At 46.2% G+C, this 15,648-nt stretch carries 20 protein-coding genes; 9 read left to right on the top strand and 11 right to left on the bottom strand.

Going from position 1 to position 15,648, the window contains the following annotated elements:
• Positions 1-150 precede the first annotated feature (150 nt).
• Together ACOQOZ_RS00175 and ACOQOZ_RS00180 are read left to right on the top strand one after the other, a co-directional pair.
• The gene (locus ACOQOZ_RS00175; RefSeq protein ID WP_420588207.1) at positions 151-1,905 is read left to right on the top strand and encodes a terminase large subunit domain-containing protein; all 1,755 of its coding nucleotides are present in this window, start codon (positions 151-153) and stop codon (positions 1,903-1,905) included.
• Positions 1,889-2,929: a phage portal protein gene (locus ACOQOZ_RS00180; RefSeq protein WP_420588208.1), complete on the top strand. Its 1,041-nt coding sequence runs from the start codon at positions 1,889-1,891 to the stop codon at positions 2,927-2,929. The genes ACOQOZ_RS00175 and ACOQOZ_RS00180 overlap by 17 nt, the downstream gene beginning before the upstream one ends.
• 477 nt (positions 2,930-3,406) lie before the next feature.
• Here ACOQOZ_RS00180 and ACOQOZ_RS00185 read toward each other — a convergent pair whose 3' ends face one another.
• From ACOQOZ_RS00185 to ACOQOZ_RS00210, 6 genes are all read right to left on the bottom strand, one after another.
• Positions 3,407-3,682: a hypothetical protein gene (locus tag ACOQOZ_RS00185; protein WP_420588209.1), complete on the bottom strand. Its 276-nt coding sequence runs from the start codon at positions 3,680-3,682 to the stop codon at positions 3,407-3,409.
• 77 nt (positions 3,683-3,759) lie between these two features.
• Positions 3,760-4,035, bottom strand: a complete 276-nt coding sequence (locus ACOQOZ_RS00190) for a hypothetical protein (RefSeq protein WP_420588210.1) — start codon at positions 4,033-4,035, stop codon at positions 3,760-3,762.
• Between the two features lie 89 nt (positions 4,036-4,124).
• Positions 4,125-4,325 (bottom strand): hypothetical protein, encoded by a 201-nt coding sequence (locus ACOQOZ_RS00195; RefSeq protein WP_420588211.1) that lies wholly within the window; start codon positions 4,323-4,325, stop codon positions 4,125-4,127.
• A gap of 100 nt (positions 4,326-4,425) precedes the next feature.
• Positions 4,426-4,668, bottom strand: coding sequence for a hypothetical protein (locus tag ACOQOZ_RS00200; RefSeq protein ID WP_420588212.1), 243 nt, complete (start codon positions 4,666-4,668; stop codon positions 4,426-4,428).
• 83 nt (positions 4,669-4,751) lie between these two features.
• Complete coding sequence (locus ACOQOZ_RS00205; protein WP_420588213.1) at positions 4,752-4,988, bottom strand: hypothetical protein; 237 nt, start codon at positions 4,986-4,988, stop codon at positions 4,752-4,754.
• Positions 4,985-5,236, bottom strand: a complete 252-nt coding sequence (locus ACOQOZ_RS00210; protein ID WP_420588214.1) for a hypothetical protein — start codon at positions 5,234-5,236, stop codon at positions 4,985-4,987. Before ACOQOZ_RS00210 ends, ACOQOZ_RS00205 begins: the two co-directional genes overlap by 4 nt.
• Before the next feature lie 48 nt (positions 5,237-5,284).
• On the opposite strand from ACOQOZ_RS00210, the gene ACOQOZ_RS00215 reads away from it, so the two are divergent.
• Positions 5,285-5,536, top strand: a complete 252-nt coding sequence (locus ACOQOZ_RS00215) for an ogr/Delta-like zinc finger family protein (RefSeq protein WP_420588215.1) — start codon at positions 5,285-5,287, stop codon at positions 5,534-5,536.
• On the opposite strand, the gene ACOQOZ_RS00220 is transcribed toward ACOQOZ_RS00215, so the two are convergent.
• Complete coding sequence (locus ACOQOZ_RS00220) at positions 5,511-5,843, bottom strand: hypothetical protein (RefSeq protein ID WP_420588216.1); 333 nt, start codon at positions 5,841-5,843, stop codon at positions 5,511-5,513. The two genes, ACOQOZ_RS00215 and ACOQOZ_RS00220, sit on opposite strands and share 26 nt — an antisense overlap.
• Before the next feature lie 254 nt (positions 5,844-6,097).
• On the opposite strand from ACOQOZ_RS00220, the gene ACOQOZ_RS00225 reads away from it, so the two are divergent.
• Both ACOQOZ_RS00225 and ACOQOZ_RS00230 read left to right on the top strand, forming a co-directional pair.
• Entirely contained in the window at positions 6,098-6,448 is a 351-nt protein-coding gene (locus ACOQOZ_RS00225; RefSeq protein ID WP_420588217.1) for an Arc family DNA-binding protein, read from the top strand.
• Positions 6,449-6,458: 10 nt separating this feature from the next.
• Positions 6,459-6,911: a hypothetical protein gene (locus ACOQOZ_RS00230; protein WP_420588218.1), complete on the top strand. Its 453-nt coding sequence runs from the start codon at positions 6,459-6,461 to the stop codon at positions 6,909-6,911.
• A 23-nt stretch (positions 6,912-6,934) separates the two neighbouring features.
• On the opposite strand, the gene ACOQOZ_RS00235 is transcribed toward ACOQOZ_RS00230, so the two are convergent.
• Positions 6,935-7,198, bottom strand: a complete 264-nt coding sequence (locus ACOQOZ_RS00235) for a hypothetical protein (protein WP_420588219.1) — start codon at positions 7,196-7,198, stop codon at positions 6,935-6,937.
• Positions 7,199-7,766: 568 nt separating this feature from the next.
• Here ACOQOZ_RS00235 and ACOQOZ_RS00240 point away from each other — a divergent pair.
• Together ACOQOZ_RS00240 and ACOQOZ_RS00245 are read left to right on the top strand one after the other, a co-directional pair.
• Positions 7,767-8,402, top strand: coding sequence for a helix-turn-helix domain-containing protein (locus tag ACOQOZ_RS00240; RefSeq protein ID WP_420588220.1), 636 nt, complete (start codon positions 7,767-7,769; stop codon positions 8,400-8,402).
• A 2-nt stretch (positions 8,403-8,404) separates the two neighbouring features.
• Positions 8,405-9,379: a hypothetical protein gene (locus ACOQOZ_RS00245; protein ID WP_420588221.1), complete on the top strand. Its 975-nt coding sequence runs from the start codon at positions 8,405-8,407 to the stop codon at positions 9,377-9,379.
• Between the two features lie 259 nt (positions 9,380-9,638).
• On the opposite strand, the gene ACOQOZ_RS00250 is transcribed toward ACOQOZ_RS00245, so the two are convergent.
• The 3 genes from ACOQOZ_RS00250 to ACOQOZ_RS00260 form a co-directional block, all read right to left on the bottom strand.
• The gene (locus ACOQOZ_RS00250; protein ID WP_420588222.1) at positions 9,639-10,181 is read right to left on the bottom strand and encodes a hypothetical protein; all 543 of its coding nucleotides are present in this window, start codon (positions 10,179-10,181) and stop codon (positions 9,639-9,641) included.
• Between the two features lie 222 nt (positions 10,182-10,403).
• Positions 10,404-13,124, bottom strand: coding sequence for a toprim domain-containing protein (locus tag ACOQOZ_RS00255; protein ID WP_420588223.1), 2,721 nt, complete (start codon positions 13,122-13,124; stop codon positions 10,404-10,406).
• Complete coding sequence (locus ACOQOZ_RS00260; protein ID WP_420588224.1) at positions 13,121-13,462, bottom strand: helix-turn-helix transcriptional regulator; 342 nt, start codon at positions 13,460-13,462, stop codon at positions 13,121-13,123. The genes ACOQOZ_RS00255 and ACOQOZ_RS00260 overlap by 4 nt, the downstream gene beginning before the upstream one ends.
• A 94-nt stretch (positions 13,463-13,556) precedes the next feature.
• Between ACOQOZ_RS00260 and ACOQOZ_RS00265 the strand changes: the two genes are divergently transcribed.
• Positions 13,557-14,177, top strand: coding sequence for an XRE family transcriptional regulator (locus tag ACOQOZ_RS00265; RefSeq protein WP_420588225.1), 621 nt, complete (start codon positions 13,557-13,559; stop codon positions 14,175-14,177).
• Positions 14,178-14,194: 17 nt separating this feature from the next.
• Complete coding sequence (locus ACOQOZ_RS00270) at positions 14,195-15,418, top strand: tyrosine-type recombinase/integrase (protein WP_420588226.1); 1,224 nt, start codon at positions 14,195-14,197, stop codon at positions 15,416-15,418.
• Positions 15,419-15,648 lie beyond the last annotated feature (230 nt).

Raw genomic sequence — 15,648 nt, forward strand, 5'->3', positions numbered from 1 at the left:
AAAAACTTGTGGGGTAACTGCCCTGTTTTTTAGTTGTTGCAACTGGCTAATTAAAGGTGATTTATTCCAGTTAATTCCTGATTATTGCAATCAGGAATTAACTGGAATAACAGGCGTAAAATGGCATTTTGCCGGTTGTAAACTCCTGGCATGGCAAACGAAAAAGAAACCATTGAAGCGGCCCGGTCTTTGTATATTGCCCGGAAACGGGTGACGTATATTGCCCGGTCTCTGGGCATTACCCGTAATACAATTTATCGCTGGGCAAGGCAGTATGGCTGGGACAATCTGAAAACAGAGGGTTCCCCTCTGGAGGTTGGCAAACGTCGTCTTGCTGCATTGCTGGCAATGGAGGGTAAAACAGAACGGCAACTGGCAGAAATAGAACTGCTGACCGGTGTTATTGAACGTCTTGACAAACTTGAACACCGGGCAGAAAAATCCAAACCCGATGGTGGTAAACGGGAGAAAGGCAAGCCGAAAAAAAAAGCATCCAACGATTTTACCGGAATGGATCGGGAAAGCCTGTTAAAGAAGTTTTATGCCAGCCAGTTTCCCTATCAGATTGCCCAGTACAAATACATCAATAACCGTATTCGTAATCTGCTGAAATCCAGGCAGATTGGGTTCACCCGATACTTTTCGGCAGAGGCGTTGGTGGACGCGATTCTTAATGGGGGTAACCAGATCTTTTTATCGGCCTCCAAAAATCAAGCCAGTGTGTTCCGGGATTACATCAAGGGATTCGCCCTGGACTGGTTTGATCAGGATTTAACAGGGCGTGATCGCATCGATATCCATACCGATGCAGGGCTGACCAGTCTGCTGTTTCTCAGCACCAATAGCTGCACTGCCCAGAGCTATAACGGCAATTTGTATTTTGATGAATATTTCTGGACAAGGGATTTTGAAAAGCTGGACAAGGTTTCTAAGGCCATGGCAAGCCAGAAACGGTTTCGCAGAACCTATTTTTCAACCCCTTCCGCTATCAGTCATCCCGGTTATGCCATCTGGAGCGGGGAACCGTACAAAGAACGGTTTCGCAAGCGGAACCAGCCCGTTCCGGAGTTTCCGACAGACATGCAACTTCGTAACGGCATTCTCTGCCCGGATAAACAATACCGGCAGATCATCACCATTGATGATGCCATCAAACAGGGCTGTGACCTGTTTGACCTGGAGGATCTGGAGCTGGAGTATTCAGAGGATGAACTGGAACAGTTATTCCGTTGCCGGTTTATTGACGACAGCAACAGCCTGTTTCAGCTGGCAACCCTGCAACCCTGTATTTCAGATTGTGCTGACTGGCGTGATTTCAACCCGGGACGTTCCCGGCCATACCTCAATAAACCGGTATGGATAGGCTATGATCCATCCCGCACCAGAGATGGAGCCTGTATAGCAGTCGTGGCTCCACCAAAACGGCAGGGTGGACAATTCCGGGTGCTTGAACGTATTCGCATGTTGAACCAGAGCTGGTTCTACCAGGCAGAAAAAATACGTTCGCTCACTGAAAAATACAGTGTGGACTATATGGGTATTGACTTAACCGGACCAGGCTCTGGAGTCTTTGAACAGGTGCAACAGTTCTATCCCAATGCCACGCCCATTCATTACACCATCGAATCCAAGACCCGGCTGGTGCTGAAAGCCCAGGAAGTGATCGGCCAAGGTCGGATACTCTGGGATGCCTCCTGGAGCGATATTGCGGCGGGATTTATGCAGATCCACCGCACCACCACCACACACGGGCGGATTACCTATGTTGCTGATCGTTCGGAGCGAACCGGCCATGCTGACAGTGCCTGGGCCATTATGCATGCACTGATCAATGAGGGGCTGAATTACCGCAATATGCGTCCGTCCACCTATGCCTTTGGTGATGCTTATGAGCAAGCGGCGTAAAAAGCGGGGTTCTGTGGCAGTGCAGGAGTTCCGGATAGGCGATCCGGAACCGGTGCTGGATAATTTGCTGGACTATCTGGGGGTGTTCCTTTCGCCCTGGGCAGGGTATTACGAACCTCCGGTATCGTTAATCGGCCTTAGTCGGATGCGCCATGCCAATGCCCAGCATGGCCGTTGCATTAACTTCAAGCGGAATATTCTCAGCCGGTTTTTCAAGCCTAATGAGGTGGTGGGGATGCAGGACTTTCGTTGCGCCTGTTATGACCATCAATGTTTTGGAATGGGGTATTTCCAGATTATCCGCAACAGTTTCAACGGCGTTGCACAGTTGCAACATCTTCCAGCATTGAATATGCGACGCAAACCGGATACTGACCAGGGTGAAACCCAGTTTTGCTGGTTAGGCCCGGATAAGCTGGCTCCGGTAGATTTTCAGCCCTGTGAAGTACTGCAAACCTCAGAATATGACACAGTACAGCAGATTTACGGGATTCCTGATTGGCTGTGCTCTATGCAAGCACTGTTACTGAATGAAGATGCAACCCTGTTCCGCAGACGTTATTACCGGAATGGCTGCCATATTGGTTACATTCTCTATACCACTGATCCGAACCTTGATGTAAAAACTGAAAAAATGCTCAGGGATAAAATCAAAGAGGGTAAAGGGGCAGGGAATTTCCGGAGCCTGTATGTCAACATACCGGGCGGTAAAGACAAAGCGGTTCAGGTGATTCCGGTAGGGGATATCAGCCAGAAAGACGAATTCAACAGGATTAAGTCCATATCCGCCGATGATGTGATTGTTGGGCATGGTATGCAACCGGCACTGGCAGGCATTCGGCCAGAGGGAAACCAGAGCTTTGGTGATATTGAGAAAATCGTTCGGGTTTACATTGAAACCGATGTGAAAAGTATGGTGCAACCGTTTTTGGATCTTAACCGGCAACTGGGTATGGATGTTTTTGAGTTTGATTTTGAGTTGCCGTTGATGGATACCAGTGCAACAACTGGTGTTGCTGCCTAAGTAAATTCCTTCGGAATTTACAATGGTTGAAACGATGCAACCAAACGCATTTCAGCCGGGAGGAACTGGGATTGGTTCCTCCTGGTTGGTTGATAGGGCAGATTGGGACTGTGGCTGGGTTGATTGTGAGGACTAATCGGTTTTGTAAAACCGATTAATGCTGTGAAAGACTCAGGTTTAACCCCAGTGCCTGCATAACGGCCATCTTGATGGGTCACGATTCGCTGGAGTCGGCCAGAATATATATCAACTATGCCAACGATGATCTGCAACGACAGTTACAGCAGGCTTTGTCTAAGCCAGTGCAAACAGGAGTGAATGTTATTCCATTGCGTCGATAGTTGGTACGGTTGTTAATGTGGAAAAGCGGACTCGTCCGTATAACGCTCGTATTTCCTATGATTTTGAGTATTATGTGGACTGGTACAGAAAATAACGGGTTTTGCGTGTTATGTGTACCAGTCCAGATACTAAGGGTTATATTTCTGTTCCAAAATCAAAGTTATTTACACTCCAGTGGGTCTTGATTGTTTTACAACCTTTGAGCGTTGGGTATTCTTCAAGTCTGGAAATGCCCTTCTCAGCAAAAACATGATCTCTGGAATGGAATAAAGAAATTCCAAGCTGAAATAATTTCTTTATATCTTCCGTCACTTCTCCTATCAGCCGCTGATACTCAGCCACCTCGTCTACTGTCGCTCGCCTGTATTTCTTGCCTTCCCAAATGAACGTATCTTCTTGTTTGTTTTCCATATCGAACCTCGAAATATAACAAGGATCATCCAGCAGACCAGCCTTCGGCTGGCTGCTGATAACCAGGGTTATCTGCCTTAATCAGCTTCATCATAAATCTGGTAGATGTTATCCAGCTCAAACGATATTCTCTGATCGCACACCAGACCATGCTTATCACTGAATACCAGATCATTATTAATTACTCCCTGTACCTTGCCGTCTATCACTCGCTCGACAAGTACCCAGAAGCGTTCCGGTTCAGCACACACTTTCACATAAGAACCTTTTCTGACTTGCGCCAGTTCTTCAGGGGTTGGTGCTTCGAATGTATCAGGGTGGTCAATGGCTTTTTGCTGTGCATTTGCAAACATATTCTTTACCTCTTTATTTAACGTCAGATAACAAATTCATCAACTCAGACCGCCTTGACAGGCGGCTGGTTATGAAAGGGTTATACGCCTTAATAAAGATTTTCCCCGATAGCCTCAGCCTGCTTTTGTGCTTCCCATCCTGCGTTAAAACCATCGACTACCCATTGCGGCGGGTTATCATAAATGTGCATCCAGCCAGTGCGTTTTGAGCCTTCAAAAGCCAATCGGATTCCTTCACCATAGGCTTCGTCGTATTGGGCTTTGCGTTCGTTTTCAGTACGATTTTTCACTTTTTACTCACCTCAATTCTCAACATTGTGTCAACCGGCGTATAACAAGTCGTTCGAACGGACAGCCTTCGGCTGCCGATCAACTCTAGGTTATGTTCACTCAACCAACTCTTTCGTAAACTGCCTTCAGTTCGTCTGGGTGCAAGTTTGGGTACGCTTCTTTCACTTCATCGCCAGTTGCAAGACGGAACTCATTCGGGTCAGTCTCATCGAGATAATCAAATGGCTGGGGACGATCTGTATTCATATCAAAAACCTGAGAACACCCATCATGCTTGTTAGTGCCTTTTACCCAGTCACCGGCTTTGAATTTCTCTTTGATCGCTTGGTATTTATCACTCATTTTATCTCTCCAATATTGTGCCATCGTGAACCTAACAAGGGGTTCCAATCGGACAGCCTTCGGCTGCCGTTGAACCCACAGGGTTATACGGCTTTAACCTCGTATGCTTCAACATGGCCTAGCCCGCCACATTCATCACAATCAGATTCAATATAATGATCCTCGTCAAAATCATCGTACTGAATACCGTTGCCTTCACATGAATCACAGCAAACCCGCCCTTCCAATGAATTATATTCCGAAACTTTCAAATTTTTAGCTTTAACGATCCCATGAACAACATTGGCTTGCCCACGCTCCGTAATTTGTTCAGGCTTCATTGTTTGCCCACCCTTAACATATTCAAGATATTACCCGTCAAGGCATCACCAAACTGTTTTGCTGCGTTTTCAGGGCTTTCTGCATGTCTGGCTATGTCAGCTCCCATAGCAGAGGCTGCCATGATCAGGGTGTCGTACACATCGCAGGCATCAGCCTCCGGGTTGACTGACTTAACGGTAAATTCAACCGTCTGGATCAGGTGTAGAAATCCCTTAGTATCAAAAATTCGCTTGTTACAGGTGTTCATTACAATTCCTGTTTCTATACTATGTCTGTTTTATCAGAAACAGACGTTATGAGAGTTAACTGCCCCCATTGCATGGAAAAAGCCAGTATACGAAAAAATAACCGGATTTCAGCCGGTGTTACTGAGCTGTACTGTCAGTGTGAGAATAAACATTGTGATTCTGGTTTTGTGATGACTCTTGCCCATAAGCACGATACACGACCACCAAAAGATCAGATGGATAGCCTGGTGGCCGAATTGGTCAGGCGTATGACCAGGGAAGAAAAAAAACAGGTTATGTCACTGCTACAGATTGGCTGATGCTGGTTTTCATGCTTTCTATATTAACCAGGTTGCCAATATTTTCATGGGCTTTTCTGTGTTCCCAAACCAGTATGGTTCTCACATGGGAACGAATACGATCCATAAGCTCGCTTTCATCTTCCCCCATGAAAACCTCCTCAACAGTATGATCAGGATCGTAGGTGTAGTTGTCTCCATGCCATGTCAGCGGGAATGGGAAAGCAAAACAGATGGTAATTAGCCCCCCACGTTCGTTTTTCTCAATAATCTTGATCACTGGATCTTTGTGTAAGTGAGAGCATTTATAGTTGACAGAGTTATCCATTAAACAAACCTTTATGTTAGCTGTTAGCTGTTAGCTGTTAGCTGTTAGCTGTTAGCTGTTAGCTGTTAGCTTGTTATTTAAGATATTTGGTTATTAGTGGTGCAATCCAATATAGACCAAATACTGGTTTATCAATCAGGTGTACGACAGTTAAAAATAGTTGAAATATCAAATAGTTCAAAAATTGGTTCGTTTCAAACCATAATCAACCCGTTAGCATCAGAAAGAGGTAATAGGTTGAAATGGTGCATAACGTGTATACCAGCGATGAACACAGTCAGTTTTCCATACGCTTGAAAATGAAAGATCGTGACTATCTTCATGCTGAGGCTCGTAAGAATAACCGTTCCCTTAATGCTGAAATTTCCCGCAGGCTGACGTTTACCATTGAGCATGAATACCTGATCGAAGAACGTGATGTTGATATGGCTGTATCGCAAATGCAGGACAGATTAGGAAGTGGTGCTTATTCAGATGACAGTGAGTTAGCCGTACAATTGCAGCGGATTTCCCGTAAAATTGACCGGTTGCAAAATTATCTTGATAGTGAATCGTTTTCCGCTCGCCTGTTCAAACAGGCTTTTTCGTACTTTTCAAAAAAGTAGTCTGGCTCTAATGCTTTCCGTTGCAGTGGTTGCAGGCAATGCAACGGCTGCAACCACGCAACCTGTCAATACTCAGCCTCAATATACCCTGACCGCAGAGCAACGCCAGCAGGTGGAAGCAAGCTGGAGAAGTGCTCTGTTTTCCCATGCGGAAAAGCTGACTCTGAACTTTACCCGATTCATGCCTGATAACTATCAGAATTTTGCCACATTTCGTAACAATGACTGGCAACTGGCCTTTGACCGTGACTGGGAGAGAGCCCGGAACGGGTTTTCCAGCTTTGCGGATCGTAATACGGTTGAGTATCAACAGTTGCGGGAGATCCACAATGCCTTCTTTCATTTGAATTCGGCTTCACTGGATATGCTGCGTTATCTGAGAACAGGGGATAAAGAGTTGCTGGTCAGTATTCGTGAGCAACTGGGAAGGGTGGAAGCTCTTGAAACAAACTCTGAAGGCTAGCGCCTCCAGAGCTTGATACTGACTCAGAAAAGAGCCAGTAATTCATCGGTCATGGTCTGAAGGGATTCACGGCGTGACTGGATAGCCAGAAACCGGATAGCGTATTCATACACTGGCGGTACAGTATCACTTTTCTCCTGGTTAATGATGGTGCGCTTTTGTACCTCCAGAATTTCCCCCAGTTTCTCCTGAGAAATCTTCATGGATTTTCGCAAATCACGGAATTCCTGCCCGGTCATTGCTTGACCCCATTTACCACACCTGGTGACCCGTGAAAGGTGGATCATGAAAGCCTCCGAAGAAGTAAACACATTGTTAAAGAACTGTTGCGTCTTGCGAACAACTGAGGCTTATTATAATGAAAATATTTCACCTTTCAATAGAAAAAGATGAAATATTTATACTTTTTCGAGTTGAAAAGGTGCAGATATTGCGTGTAGAATATGCAATTGTGGGAGTGCGTGTGCTTTTAAAAAAATGAGTTTTTTACCAAGGTTTATGGCCTTCATGGATTTCCACGTGAACCGATAGCCATTCACTATGAGCTACCATTAACCATCAGTGAACCATCAAAAAACTTATTCTTACGCCTTGCGTCGTGTTTGGATTTTTTGGTAAAATTTAGTTGTTGTTTAGATGGCGTGACAACCACTATCCAACCCTTCTCAGTCTCAGAATTCACCAACCGGATTCTACCCAGCTGCTTCATAGCCCAGGTGTTATGAGGAGCGGTTAGCGGTGGCTACAGTCGTAGAGTCTGTAGCGTGCTCAACTCTGAGACTGAGCATTGTCAACACCCTAACCGCTTCTCACCATGACAAGTGACAGCGGTTAGCCAAAAGAGTCTCAGTAACTATGGCTAATCATTACCTGAATGCAGTCACTGCCTGCCCACTAAAGGGCACTGTTAAATCCATTGCTGTAGCCCTGGCCAATCGTGCCAACAATAACGGTGTCAGCTGGCCTTCTGTCAAAACCCTCTCTGCCGATACCGGCTTTCATATTTCTACGGTAAAAAGAGCAATCCAAAGCCTGAAAGGTTCTGGTCATCTAAAGGTGGATGCCCGAAGCCGAAAAGACGGCAGTCAGACCAGTAACCGCTATACCCTGATTATTGAATCGTTCACCACTGGCGTTAAGCAAGCCATCAAAAAAGGTTTTGTTAAAGCGGTGGAGATGGGTCAGCAGTTTGTTGAAAGCAAAGTGCGGGTTATTAAGCCCACTTCTTCCCGGATCGGTGAACAGGCCTGTCTGGAATTGTCTGAAGTTAACCAGCAAGTGGTTATTGATCGCCTCACCAGTAAAACCAACCATGTACTAAAGAGCCAAATTGAAAACTACGGTTTAGACAGTGCCTATGTTCAGAAAGTCCTGTTTAATGAAGTGCAGCAGTTCAGGCGGGAAAAATCCGTTCGAGAGTACAGAACCACGATTGAAAAGCTGACTGATCGCAGCTGGGATATTGAAACTGCTACAAGCCTGGTGGTGTGATTATGAATACTCAAAAACATATTCACCATGGTCTGGCTCTGGTGTCCTTCGGTATGACGGGGCTGTTTGGTTTCTCCCTGGCCAGCGGAGTAACGGCGTTACTGTTTGCGGTATCCATGGTATTGATTCAGGCGGCGGCGCTGTTGTTTATGCCTGAGCGATTTATTGAGGCAAAAAACCGGGACTCTGGCGGTGAAATGGCACTGTATGGTGGGGTGATTGTAGCGGCATTATTGTTGTCGATGGTTGCCAGTGTTGCGACACTCTCTGGTAGTTATGAAAAATCGGCATCAGCACGGGCAGAAAGGGCATCACTTCAGGCGGCAATGGATGGCTACATTGAATCCGGGTATATCACCAAGGGACTTGAGGTTCGCAAACAAATTGAAATGCTGCCAGAATTTGACGTTACTCCGCTGGCATCGGCGGCGGAACGGGTTGAAGTGGTTACTGGTATCTCTGGCTCAATACTGGTAACGGCATTTATTACTCTGCTGGCGTTTCTGCTCGATTTGGCGGTGATGCTGACTAACAGCCATGCTGTTACTCGAAATAGTAACGTCCGTTACTCGGTACCAGAGCCTGTTACTCAAGACAGTAACGCCCATTATTCGGTACCAGAGCCTGTTACTCAAGACAGTAACGCCCATTATTCGGTAACAGAGCCTGTTGCTCAAGACAGTAACGCCCATTATTCGGTAACAGAGCCTGTTGCTCAAGACAGTAACGCCCATTATTCGGTAACAGAGCCTGTTGCTGAGCGTAGTAATGACGGTCATGAAATAAAACGGACAGTAACGGATGAATCTCCGTTACTGGAGCAAACAACCCCTGAAGTTCGGGTTGTGGCTAAAGCACTGAATGACGGAATTATCAAAAAGCCGTCGGTTCGTGAAATTCGGATGTTACTGCGCTGCTCACAAAACCATGCGGCACAAATCGCCCGTAACTGCCGACAACTTGAGTTGTCTATCTAGTGCGTAGGTTACCCGGCCTGATTCTCTGTTTTGGTGACAGGACAGAAACCAGTGCCGGGTATTGGCGTCTTGTTAATGTCTACTGTGTTTCTCCTGCTGTTGTGCAAGGTGCTTGAATCGCTGGATTAATGCCCGGTTAACACTTTTCCGGTGGTTGTGATGGGTCTCGTAACTGTGCAGCTGCATTAGCTGGTGAAGATCGCGGATCTGGTGGATGGATTTGATGGCATCATCTGCAGATCCACTCAGGATGCGATATTCAAAGTTCAGTTTCTCTCTTAGATTGACTTTCTGGTTCATCGTGTTGGCCTCGCTGGTGTTCAGCCAGTTGGTTTTGCAGGTCAAACCGCAGGTTGCTGTCAGACAGTGACCGCAGGAATATGACCTGCCGTTCTTCGCTTTGCCGGATCAGGTAGCGGATCAGTTGCGCTTTGCGCTGGTCGGCGGCGGTTTGTGCCGGGGTTCTGGGTAGTCTGGTCATAAGGTTTTCCAACAGTGGGGTTAAAAAACACGGAACAAATGGAACAGCCAGTAAAAACAGGGCTGTATCCCTTGTAGCGCCTGCATTTAGTGTGTTCCATTGCCAGTGGAACAACGTGGAACACGATGGAACGTTTTTTGGAACAGCCAGAAATACCAGTGGCTGTGTGTTCCATGGTCGTTCCATCAGTTGTTCCACTTTTAATGGAACAATGTTCCATGCTTGTTCCCTTTTTTGTTCCCTTTTTGGAACAGGCTTTAAGCCTTGTTTTGTAAGGGATAGAGAGTGATTTTTTTCACTCTGTTCCATTTGTTCCATCATTTCGTACCCCACTGTTGAAATTGAGCAAACCTGCTGACAGAGCTAAAACATCTATAAAACATACTTATTTCTAACAGTGGGGTATAAAAACACGGAACAAATGGAACAAATGTTTTAAAAAATACTTCTAGCCCTTGGCGTTTCTGGTTTTGCGCTTGTTCCATTGTTGGAACATTTAACGGAACGTTCGTGGAACAAAAGGGAACACATAGTGGAACAGGCTTATCCATTGGCGGCCTCCTCAAATACCCAGCAACGGTATGTTGGCTTTTTGGCCGTGGGGATTTTGGAACGGACTTTTTTCTGACCCACAAATGCATGGGTATGGCTGTTGGGAAACAGTTTTTTCAGTTCGCTCATATCCAGGCGCTGCATTTTCATTTCTCCGCAGGCGCTATCAAATTCCGGCAGGTTCACAGCAATTTTGCCTGTTCCGGTCAGGTGGTTTAGTTTTTCGATAATCACTTCTTTGCCTGCGGCCATGCTGCGTTCGTAATTCAGGGTTTCGTAGTATTCCCAGAACTGTTGCAGCAGGTCGTGTTCGGATTGCAACCGTCGCTGGCGATCCTTGCAGCGATCCCATAAGTAGCTTTTGAAGTGTCTGAGTTGTACATCGGTAATCAGCTCATTGCCAAATACGGTTTGCAGGGTGTGAGCCAATGCCAGAATTTGGGCATGGTTTTGTAATACCCTTGGGGTAAACTTTTCTTCCTGCTGGCTGGCTCGTTGCACAAGATCGGCGTGGGCGTTGTCGTATTCGCTGAAATAGGTTTCCAGCAACTCAGGTTCCCTGGTTAACACCTCATTGCGGAATGCTGCAAGATCTTCCACATCCATAGATCGAAGGTTGGCAATGCGCTTTTCAATTTCAGCGTTGTAGCCGGTGGCTTCCATATGAATATGAACAATTCGTGATAGCAGGGCATCGGAACCGTCAACACTGAGGTTCTGGACAATAATTGTGGTTCCCTTAAAATCTTCTTCATTGGTTTCCAGTCCGTGGTTTTTGATACCTGTGCCACGAATTACTCCACCTTCCCAGGTGGTTTTCAACCAGTCATAGTTGAACATTAACCTGCCTTTTGATTCGCTTCGATCACCCTCATTCATAACCAGTGGCAAATTGGACAACTGGGCAAATTTTCGGGCAAGTGCCTTTTCGTTGAGTTTTTCCGGATCAACCCCTTCATATTTTCTGAGTCCCAGCAGTCGCCAGAGGTGTTTGGTCATGGTCGTTTTGCCGGTTTCACGATCTCCCGATATTTCCAGAATGGGATAGCCTTCCTGACGTTTTCGGATCTGTTGGGCAAACAGGGAACCCGTCCAGAATGACAGTGTTGCCAGCCCTTTGTTCTCCCAGATGTAATAAAAGTCTGAATACCAGTCTGGGTTAAATGATCGTTTTCCGGTGTGATAGACATTGCTACCCAGTTGCTTCAGCCCGGATTTAATACTGACCTGATTAAACGCCAGATAACCTTCCTTGTTTTTCTCTACCATCTTTCCGTTGTAGTAACCAAAATCAGGAAAGGCATAAGCTCCGGTTTCATGGTCATAACCCACAAACGGAATGGTGCGAATCTCCTCCGGGCCTGTGCCGTGGTCAAACCACATGGATTGCAATATATCCAGATCGGTTGGCGTAACTCTGACTCTTGCCCCGGTGACTTTGGAGAGCATGGAGCGGCCAAAGTTGGCAGGGCTGTCCATATCACTGGCAGAGAGTCCGGCCAGGTATTGTCCTTTACGGTTAGGAAAGGTCACTTTAAAGAAGTAGTGCTTATCATCCGTTTGGGGGTTTACCTCTGTATAAAGGAACCTTGGCAGGCAGTTACTTATAGCCGTTGTGCTGTAGTCCAGAGAAAACATATTTATGGCTGAATCAACATCGTGCAAAGGATCGGTATACAGTGGCTCTTTATTGCCGTGGTATCGTTCCTTAAATTCGCTCATGGCGTTGGCATCCTTTTTGTCACGCAGGGCAGAACGCCAAATCTGATGGTTCTGCTCAATAACGGTATGGTTAAAGCCGGTTTTGACGTATAACCAGAATGCTTTTTCCTTGGCGGTGGTGGCTGTCAGGTATTGGCCACGCCATAAAGCATTTTTGAAATACTTGTCATTCAGTTTTTCAAGACGGAATTCGTCGTCCCAATCTGGTTTGCCTGATGGAAATGCAATGAGTACACGTTCTCCCAGCTCTTTAAGCTCCTCTTTGTACTTAATGGCTCCGCTAATACCTGCATTGTCGTTATCCAGAGCGATTACCCAGGTAATATTCCGATCTGCATTACGCGTGATGAATTCAATGGGCAGATTGTTGGCGCTTAATGCGCTGACGGTTTTTATGGCCTCCTTTTCGTATTTTGATTCCAGAAGGGCAATAGATTTGAAAATACCTTCTGTTATCCATACCCAGTCGCCATCGTTGATTTCCTGTTTGGGCGGTTGCCAGCATTCGCCTCTGTAAGAGCCAACAATTTTTGCCTTTTTGCTCTTGTTACGGCGGATATCTTTGGCATCAATCAATCTTGCCCAGTAACAATCATCACTGATTTTGAAGCGGATAGACTGGGCTGTGCTGCCATCTTCCAACCGCATTTGTTCCTGGGAATACCATCCTGCCAGTAGGCCGGTGTTGAATCCCCTGTTATCACGCAGATAGGCTCTGGCGCTGGCGTTTGGATCATCCTCTGTTGCCGGGAAACGCTCGGTGAAGTTTTCGAACAGGTGTTTATAGCGTTCTCTGGTGTGGAATGTGTCACCGCAGTTTTTTTTGCGACCGCAAAACAAAACCCATGGGTTATCACGGTATGTCCAGAGTTCACGCTTGCCGCATGACGGGCATATGCCTTCCTGCATATACCCGCTGGTATTCAGTTTATTGAATTTCAGCTCAGGGTCGTTTTCCAGCTCCCTGATTACGTCGTTTACCAGGCTCATGCTGCAACACTTCCCTGACCGGAGTTGCAGGAAATTCGTCGGGCTTCTGCCAGCAAGTGTTCACGCTCCCGCAGGTGCGGGTTTTCTTCATACAATCTGGCGTTGATGCTGGCAGATGACCAGCGTTTCTGACCGCAGACAATGATTGGCTGGGGAAATTTGCCGGACTTTATCCAGCCAGACAGAGTGTTTCGGTGAACCTTCAGACGCTGGCAAAGGTCATCCATGGTCAGCATTTCATCTCTCTGAATATCAAAAGCCTGATAGGAGTCAATCTTGATGGCATTAACCACTTCCATGACTGCTGATTTAATTTCATTAATTGCATTTCCGTCCATATTTATGCACCTTAGATAGTAAAGTTATTAAAAAATGCTCATGTGAGCTAAAATATACGTGCTTGGTTAAGGTTGTGCGTATACGGCTAAAAATATGCACAACTGCATCTTAGAAGCGGTCTATTATCAGGTCAATGCTTGTATGCAGAAAAATGTGCAGAAAGGTCTAGGTGAGAGGATAACTGCTGTGAAAAATCAGCTCGGCGGGACTCGGATTCTTGAGGAACGATCAGGGGTCAGTCAGTCCTATTTATCCCGGTTAATGCGAGGTGTGATTGATAATCCGGGTTCCCAGCAACTTATTAAAATTGCAGAGGCTGGCAATGTGTCGGTGGACTATCTGCTTACCGGGGTTGCCGGTGACGAAAGAGTGGCTGAAGGGGTTGAGGATCTGGACGGTGGCAGGAAATTTTATATAGACGGGTCGGTGCTGGAGCGTATCGGTGTTGTGGCTGACCAGTGCCGGGCATTCAGTTATCAGGGAGATACTATTGATGCCTATAAACACGGCGATGCTCTTTTGGTTAATGTGGATAGCCCAACAGGGGATGGCATTTATCTGGTTGATTTTGGCAATGGGATCTCGGTTCGGCGGTTAAGCTGGATGCCGGGTGGCATGGTCAATGTCATCAGTGACAATTATGGTTCCAGCCAGGTAGCGGCTGAGGAACTGAAGATAGTCGGCAAGGTTGTCTGGGCTGGAATCAGGCAGTAAATCAGCAGGGAGGCTGTATGTCACGGAAGCTTTTTGAGAAAAGCCGGGGAAACTACGTCGGTATTTTCCCCCCTCCCGGCGGCTGGCAAGCCGGGCGTAAGGGGCTCCGAAGAACTCTGTGCAGACAGGATGAAGTGGATCATCTGAAAGAAATTGACAGAAATGTCCGTCTTATGGAGATGTATTCACGTAAGGCCAGGGAGATCAGTGATGAACAATATAAGAAGGAGCAAGAGAGTAAAAAGAAGAAGCAGCGTAAGCATTGGACTGTTAACCAGGCTAAGGAATTGTGGCTAACTTCTGTCAGGGCTACCTGTGTTGAGAAAACAGCAAAGATGTATAGCCGGAGTTTAGATCTGTATGTTGCTGCATGTAGTAACCATGAAATGTCAGAGTATGACTACCAGAAATACAATACTTTTCTTGGGTATTTGGGGGATGAGGCAACTTACAGGGGGAGAAAACTTTCTGATACCACAAAACATACCCATGTAAGGCATTTAAAAAACTTTTTGCTGTTTTGTTTGGACAAAAAAATCATTGATCGAATGGAGCGGCTGAAAATGCCGGACTTGCCTGAAAAGGATATGCAGACCCTGGAATTAAAGGATTTACATAAAGTGAAGCGCTATCTTGTTTCACAACTGGCCATTGCAGAAATGGATCATGATTTAAAAGCTATCCGTGATATGAAAAATATGCTGAGAGCTTACATGATGGCAACTCAGATTCTAGCCAGGCTTGGTTCCATCTGGTCTTTGACTCTGGCAAACATAGATATGAAAAACCAGATGGTTCATATCCGTGATAACAAAGAGCTTGGGTGGCGTAATAAATGCCGTAAGTGGCCGGACAAGCCTATTAATGGAGAGCTGTACAAATTTTTAAAGACGGATCTGGCAGAACGTAAACAAGGTGAAAGATATTTTCTTGATCGTGGAAATGGAGAACCTTGGTTTTATGACCAGGGCGATATATCAACTATGGCAAGCAAGATATTCAAGGAATTAGGTTTACCATCCATAAAACCTTTTCACTGGGGTATGAGAGCAACCATGATTACTGAACTTTTGCTGGTAGGTGAAGACGCTTATGCCGTCCAGCAACTGGCAGACCATGACAGCATAAAAACCACAATGCTCTACCTGAACCGGCGAAAAGTTAAACAGAAAAAAGCGGTTGACCGGATCGCCCTGCTTATGCAGAATTCACCTCAAGCAAGCCCAGAAGTGTCACTTTAGTGTCACGGTGGTTGACAATTTTTTCAAAGCCCTTATAGTTAGCGGCGTTGAAACGGCAACCCTTCCCGCCTTCTAAGCGGATGGTCGCAGGTTCGAATCCTGCCGGGTGCGCCATATATAACCCCTGAAGGCTAGATATATCAAGGCTTTCAGGGGTTTTTCTTTTTGTGTGTCACATCAGTGTCACACGCCATTCTAACCCTTCTGTGTCACATTAGTGTCGCAAGATC

The organism is Bacterioplanoides sp., from assembly GCF_965219715.1.
GTDB lineage: Bacteria > Pseudomonadota > Gammaproteobacteria > Pseudomonadales > Oceanobacteraceae > Bacterioplanoides.

What these genes read in the sequence shown, in the direction of transcription:
- ACOQOZ_RS00255 (WP_420588223.1), bottom strand. Translation starts at nt 13,124, where the DNA reads ATGAGCCTGGTAAACGACGTAATCAGGGAGCTGGAAAACGACCCTGAG.
- ACOQOZ_RS00220 (WP_420588216.1), bottom strand. Translation starts at nt 5,843, where the DNA reads ATGGATAACTCTGTCAACTATAAATGCTCTCACTTACACAAAGATCCA.
- ACOQOZ_RS00175 (WP_420588207.1), top strand. Translation starts at nt 151, where the DNA reads ATGGCAAACGAAAAAGAAACCATTGAAGCGGCCCGGTCTTTGTATATT.
- ACOQOZ_RS00240 (WP_420588220.1), top strand. Translation starts at nt 7,767, where the DNA reads ATGGCTAATCATTACCTGAATGCAGTCACTGCCTGCCCACTAAAGGGC.
- ACOQOZ_RS00230 (WP_420588218.1), top strand. Translation starts at nt 6,459, where the DNA reads ATGCTTTCCGTTGCAGTGGTTGCAGGCAATGCAACGGCTGCAACCACG.
- ACOQOZ_RS00245 (WP_420588221.1), top strand. Translation starts at nt 8,405, where the DNA reads ATGAATACTCAAAAACATATTCACCATGGTCTGGCTCTGGTGTCCTTC.
- ACOQOZ_RS00270 (WP_420588226.1), top strand. Translation starts at nt 14,195, where the DNA reads ATGTCACGGAAGCTTTTTGAGAAAAGCCGGGGAAACTACGTCGGTATT.
- ACOQOZ_RS00210 (WP_420588214.1), bottom strand. Translation starts at nt 5,236, where the DNA reads ATGAACACCTGTAACAAGCGAATTTTTGATACTAAGGGATTTCTACAC.
- ACOQOZ_RS00200 (WP_420588212.1), bottom strand. Translation starts at nt 4,668, where the DNA reads ATGAGTGATAAATACCAAGCGATCAAAGAGAAATTCAAAGCCGGTGAC.
- ACOQOZ_RS00265 (WP_420588225.1), top strand. Translation starts at nt 13,557, where the DNA reads ATGCACAACTGCATCTTAGAAGCGGTCTATTATCAGGTCAATGCTTGT.
- ACOQOZ_RS00215 (WP_420588215.1), top strand. Translation starts at nt 5,285, where the DNA reads ATGAGAGTTAACTGCCCCCATTGCATGGAAAAAGCCAGTATACGAAAA.
- ACOQOZ_RS00205 (WP_420588213.1), bottom strand. Translation starts at nt 4,988, where the DNA reads ATGAAGCCTGAACAAATTACGGAGCGTGGGCAAGCCAATGTTGTTCAT.
- ACOQOZ_RS00180 (WP_420588208.1), top strand. Translation starts at nt 1,889, where the DNA reads ATGAGCAAGCGGCGTAAAAAGCGGGGTTCTGTGGCAGTGCAGGAGTTC.
- ACOQOZ_RS00190 (WP_420588210.1), bottom strand. Translation starts at nt 4,035, where the DNA reads ATGTTTGCAAATGCACAGCAAAAAGCCATTGACCACCCTGATACATTC.
- ACOQOZ_RS00235 (WP_420588219.1), bottom strand. Translation starts at nt 7,198, where the DNA reads ATGATCCACCTTTCACGGGTCACCAGGTGTGGTAAATGGGGTCAAGCA.
- ACOQOZ_RS00250 (WP_420588222.1), bottom strand. Translation starts at nt 10,181, where the DNA reads ATGATGGAACAAATGGAACAGAGTGAAAAAAATCACTCTCTATCCCTT.
- ACOQOZ_RS00260 (WP_420588224.1), bottom strand. Translation starts at nt 13,462, where the DNA reads ATGGACGGAAATGCAATTAATGAAATTAAATCAGCAGTCATGGAAGTG.
- ACOQOZ_RS00185 (WP_420588209.1), bottom strand. Translation starts at nt 3,682, where the DNA reads ATGGAAAACAAACAAGAAGATACGTTCATTTGGGAAGGCAAGAAATAC.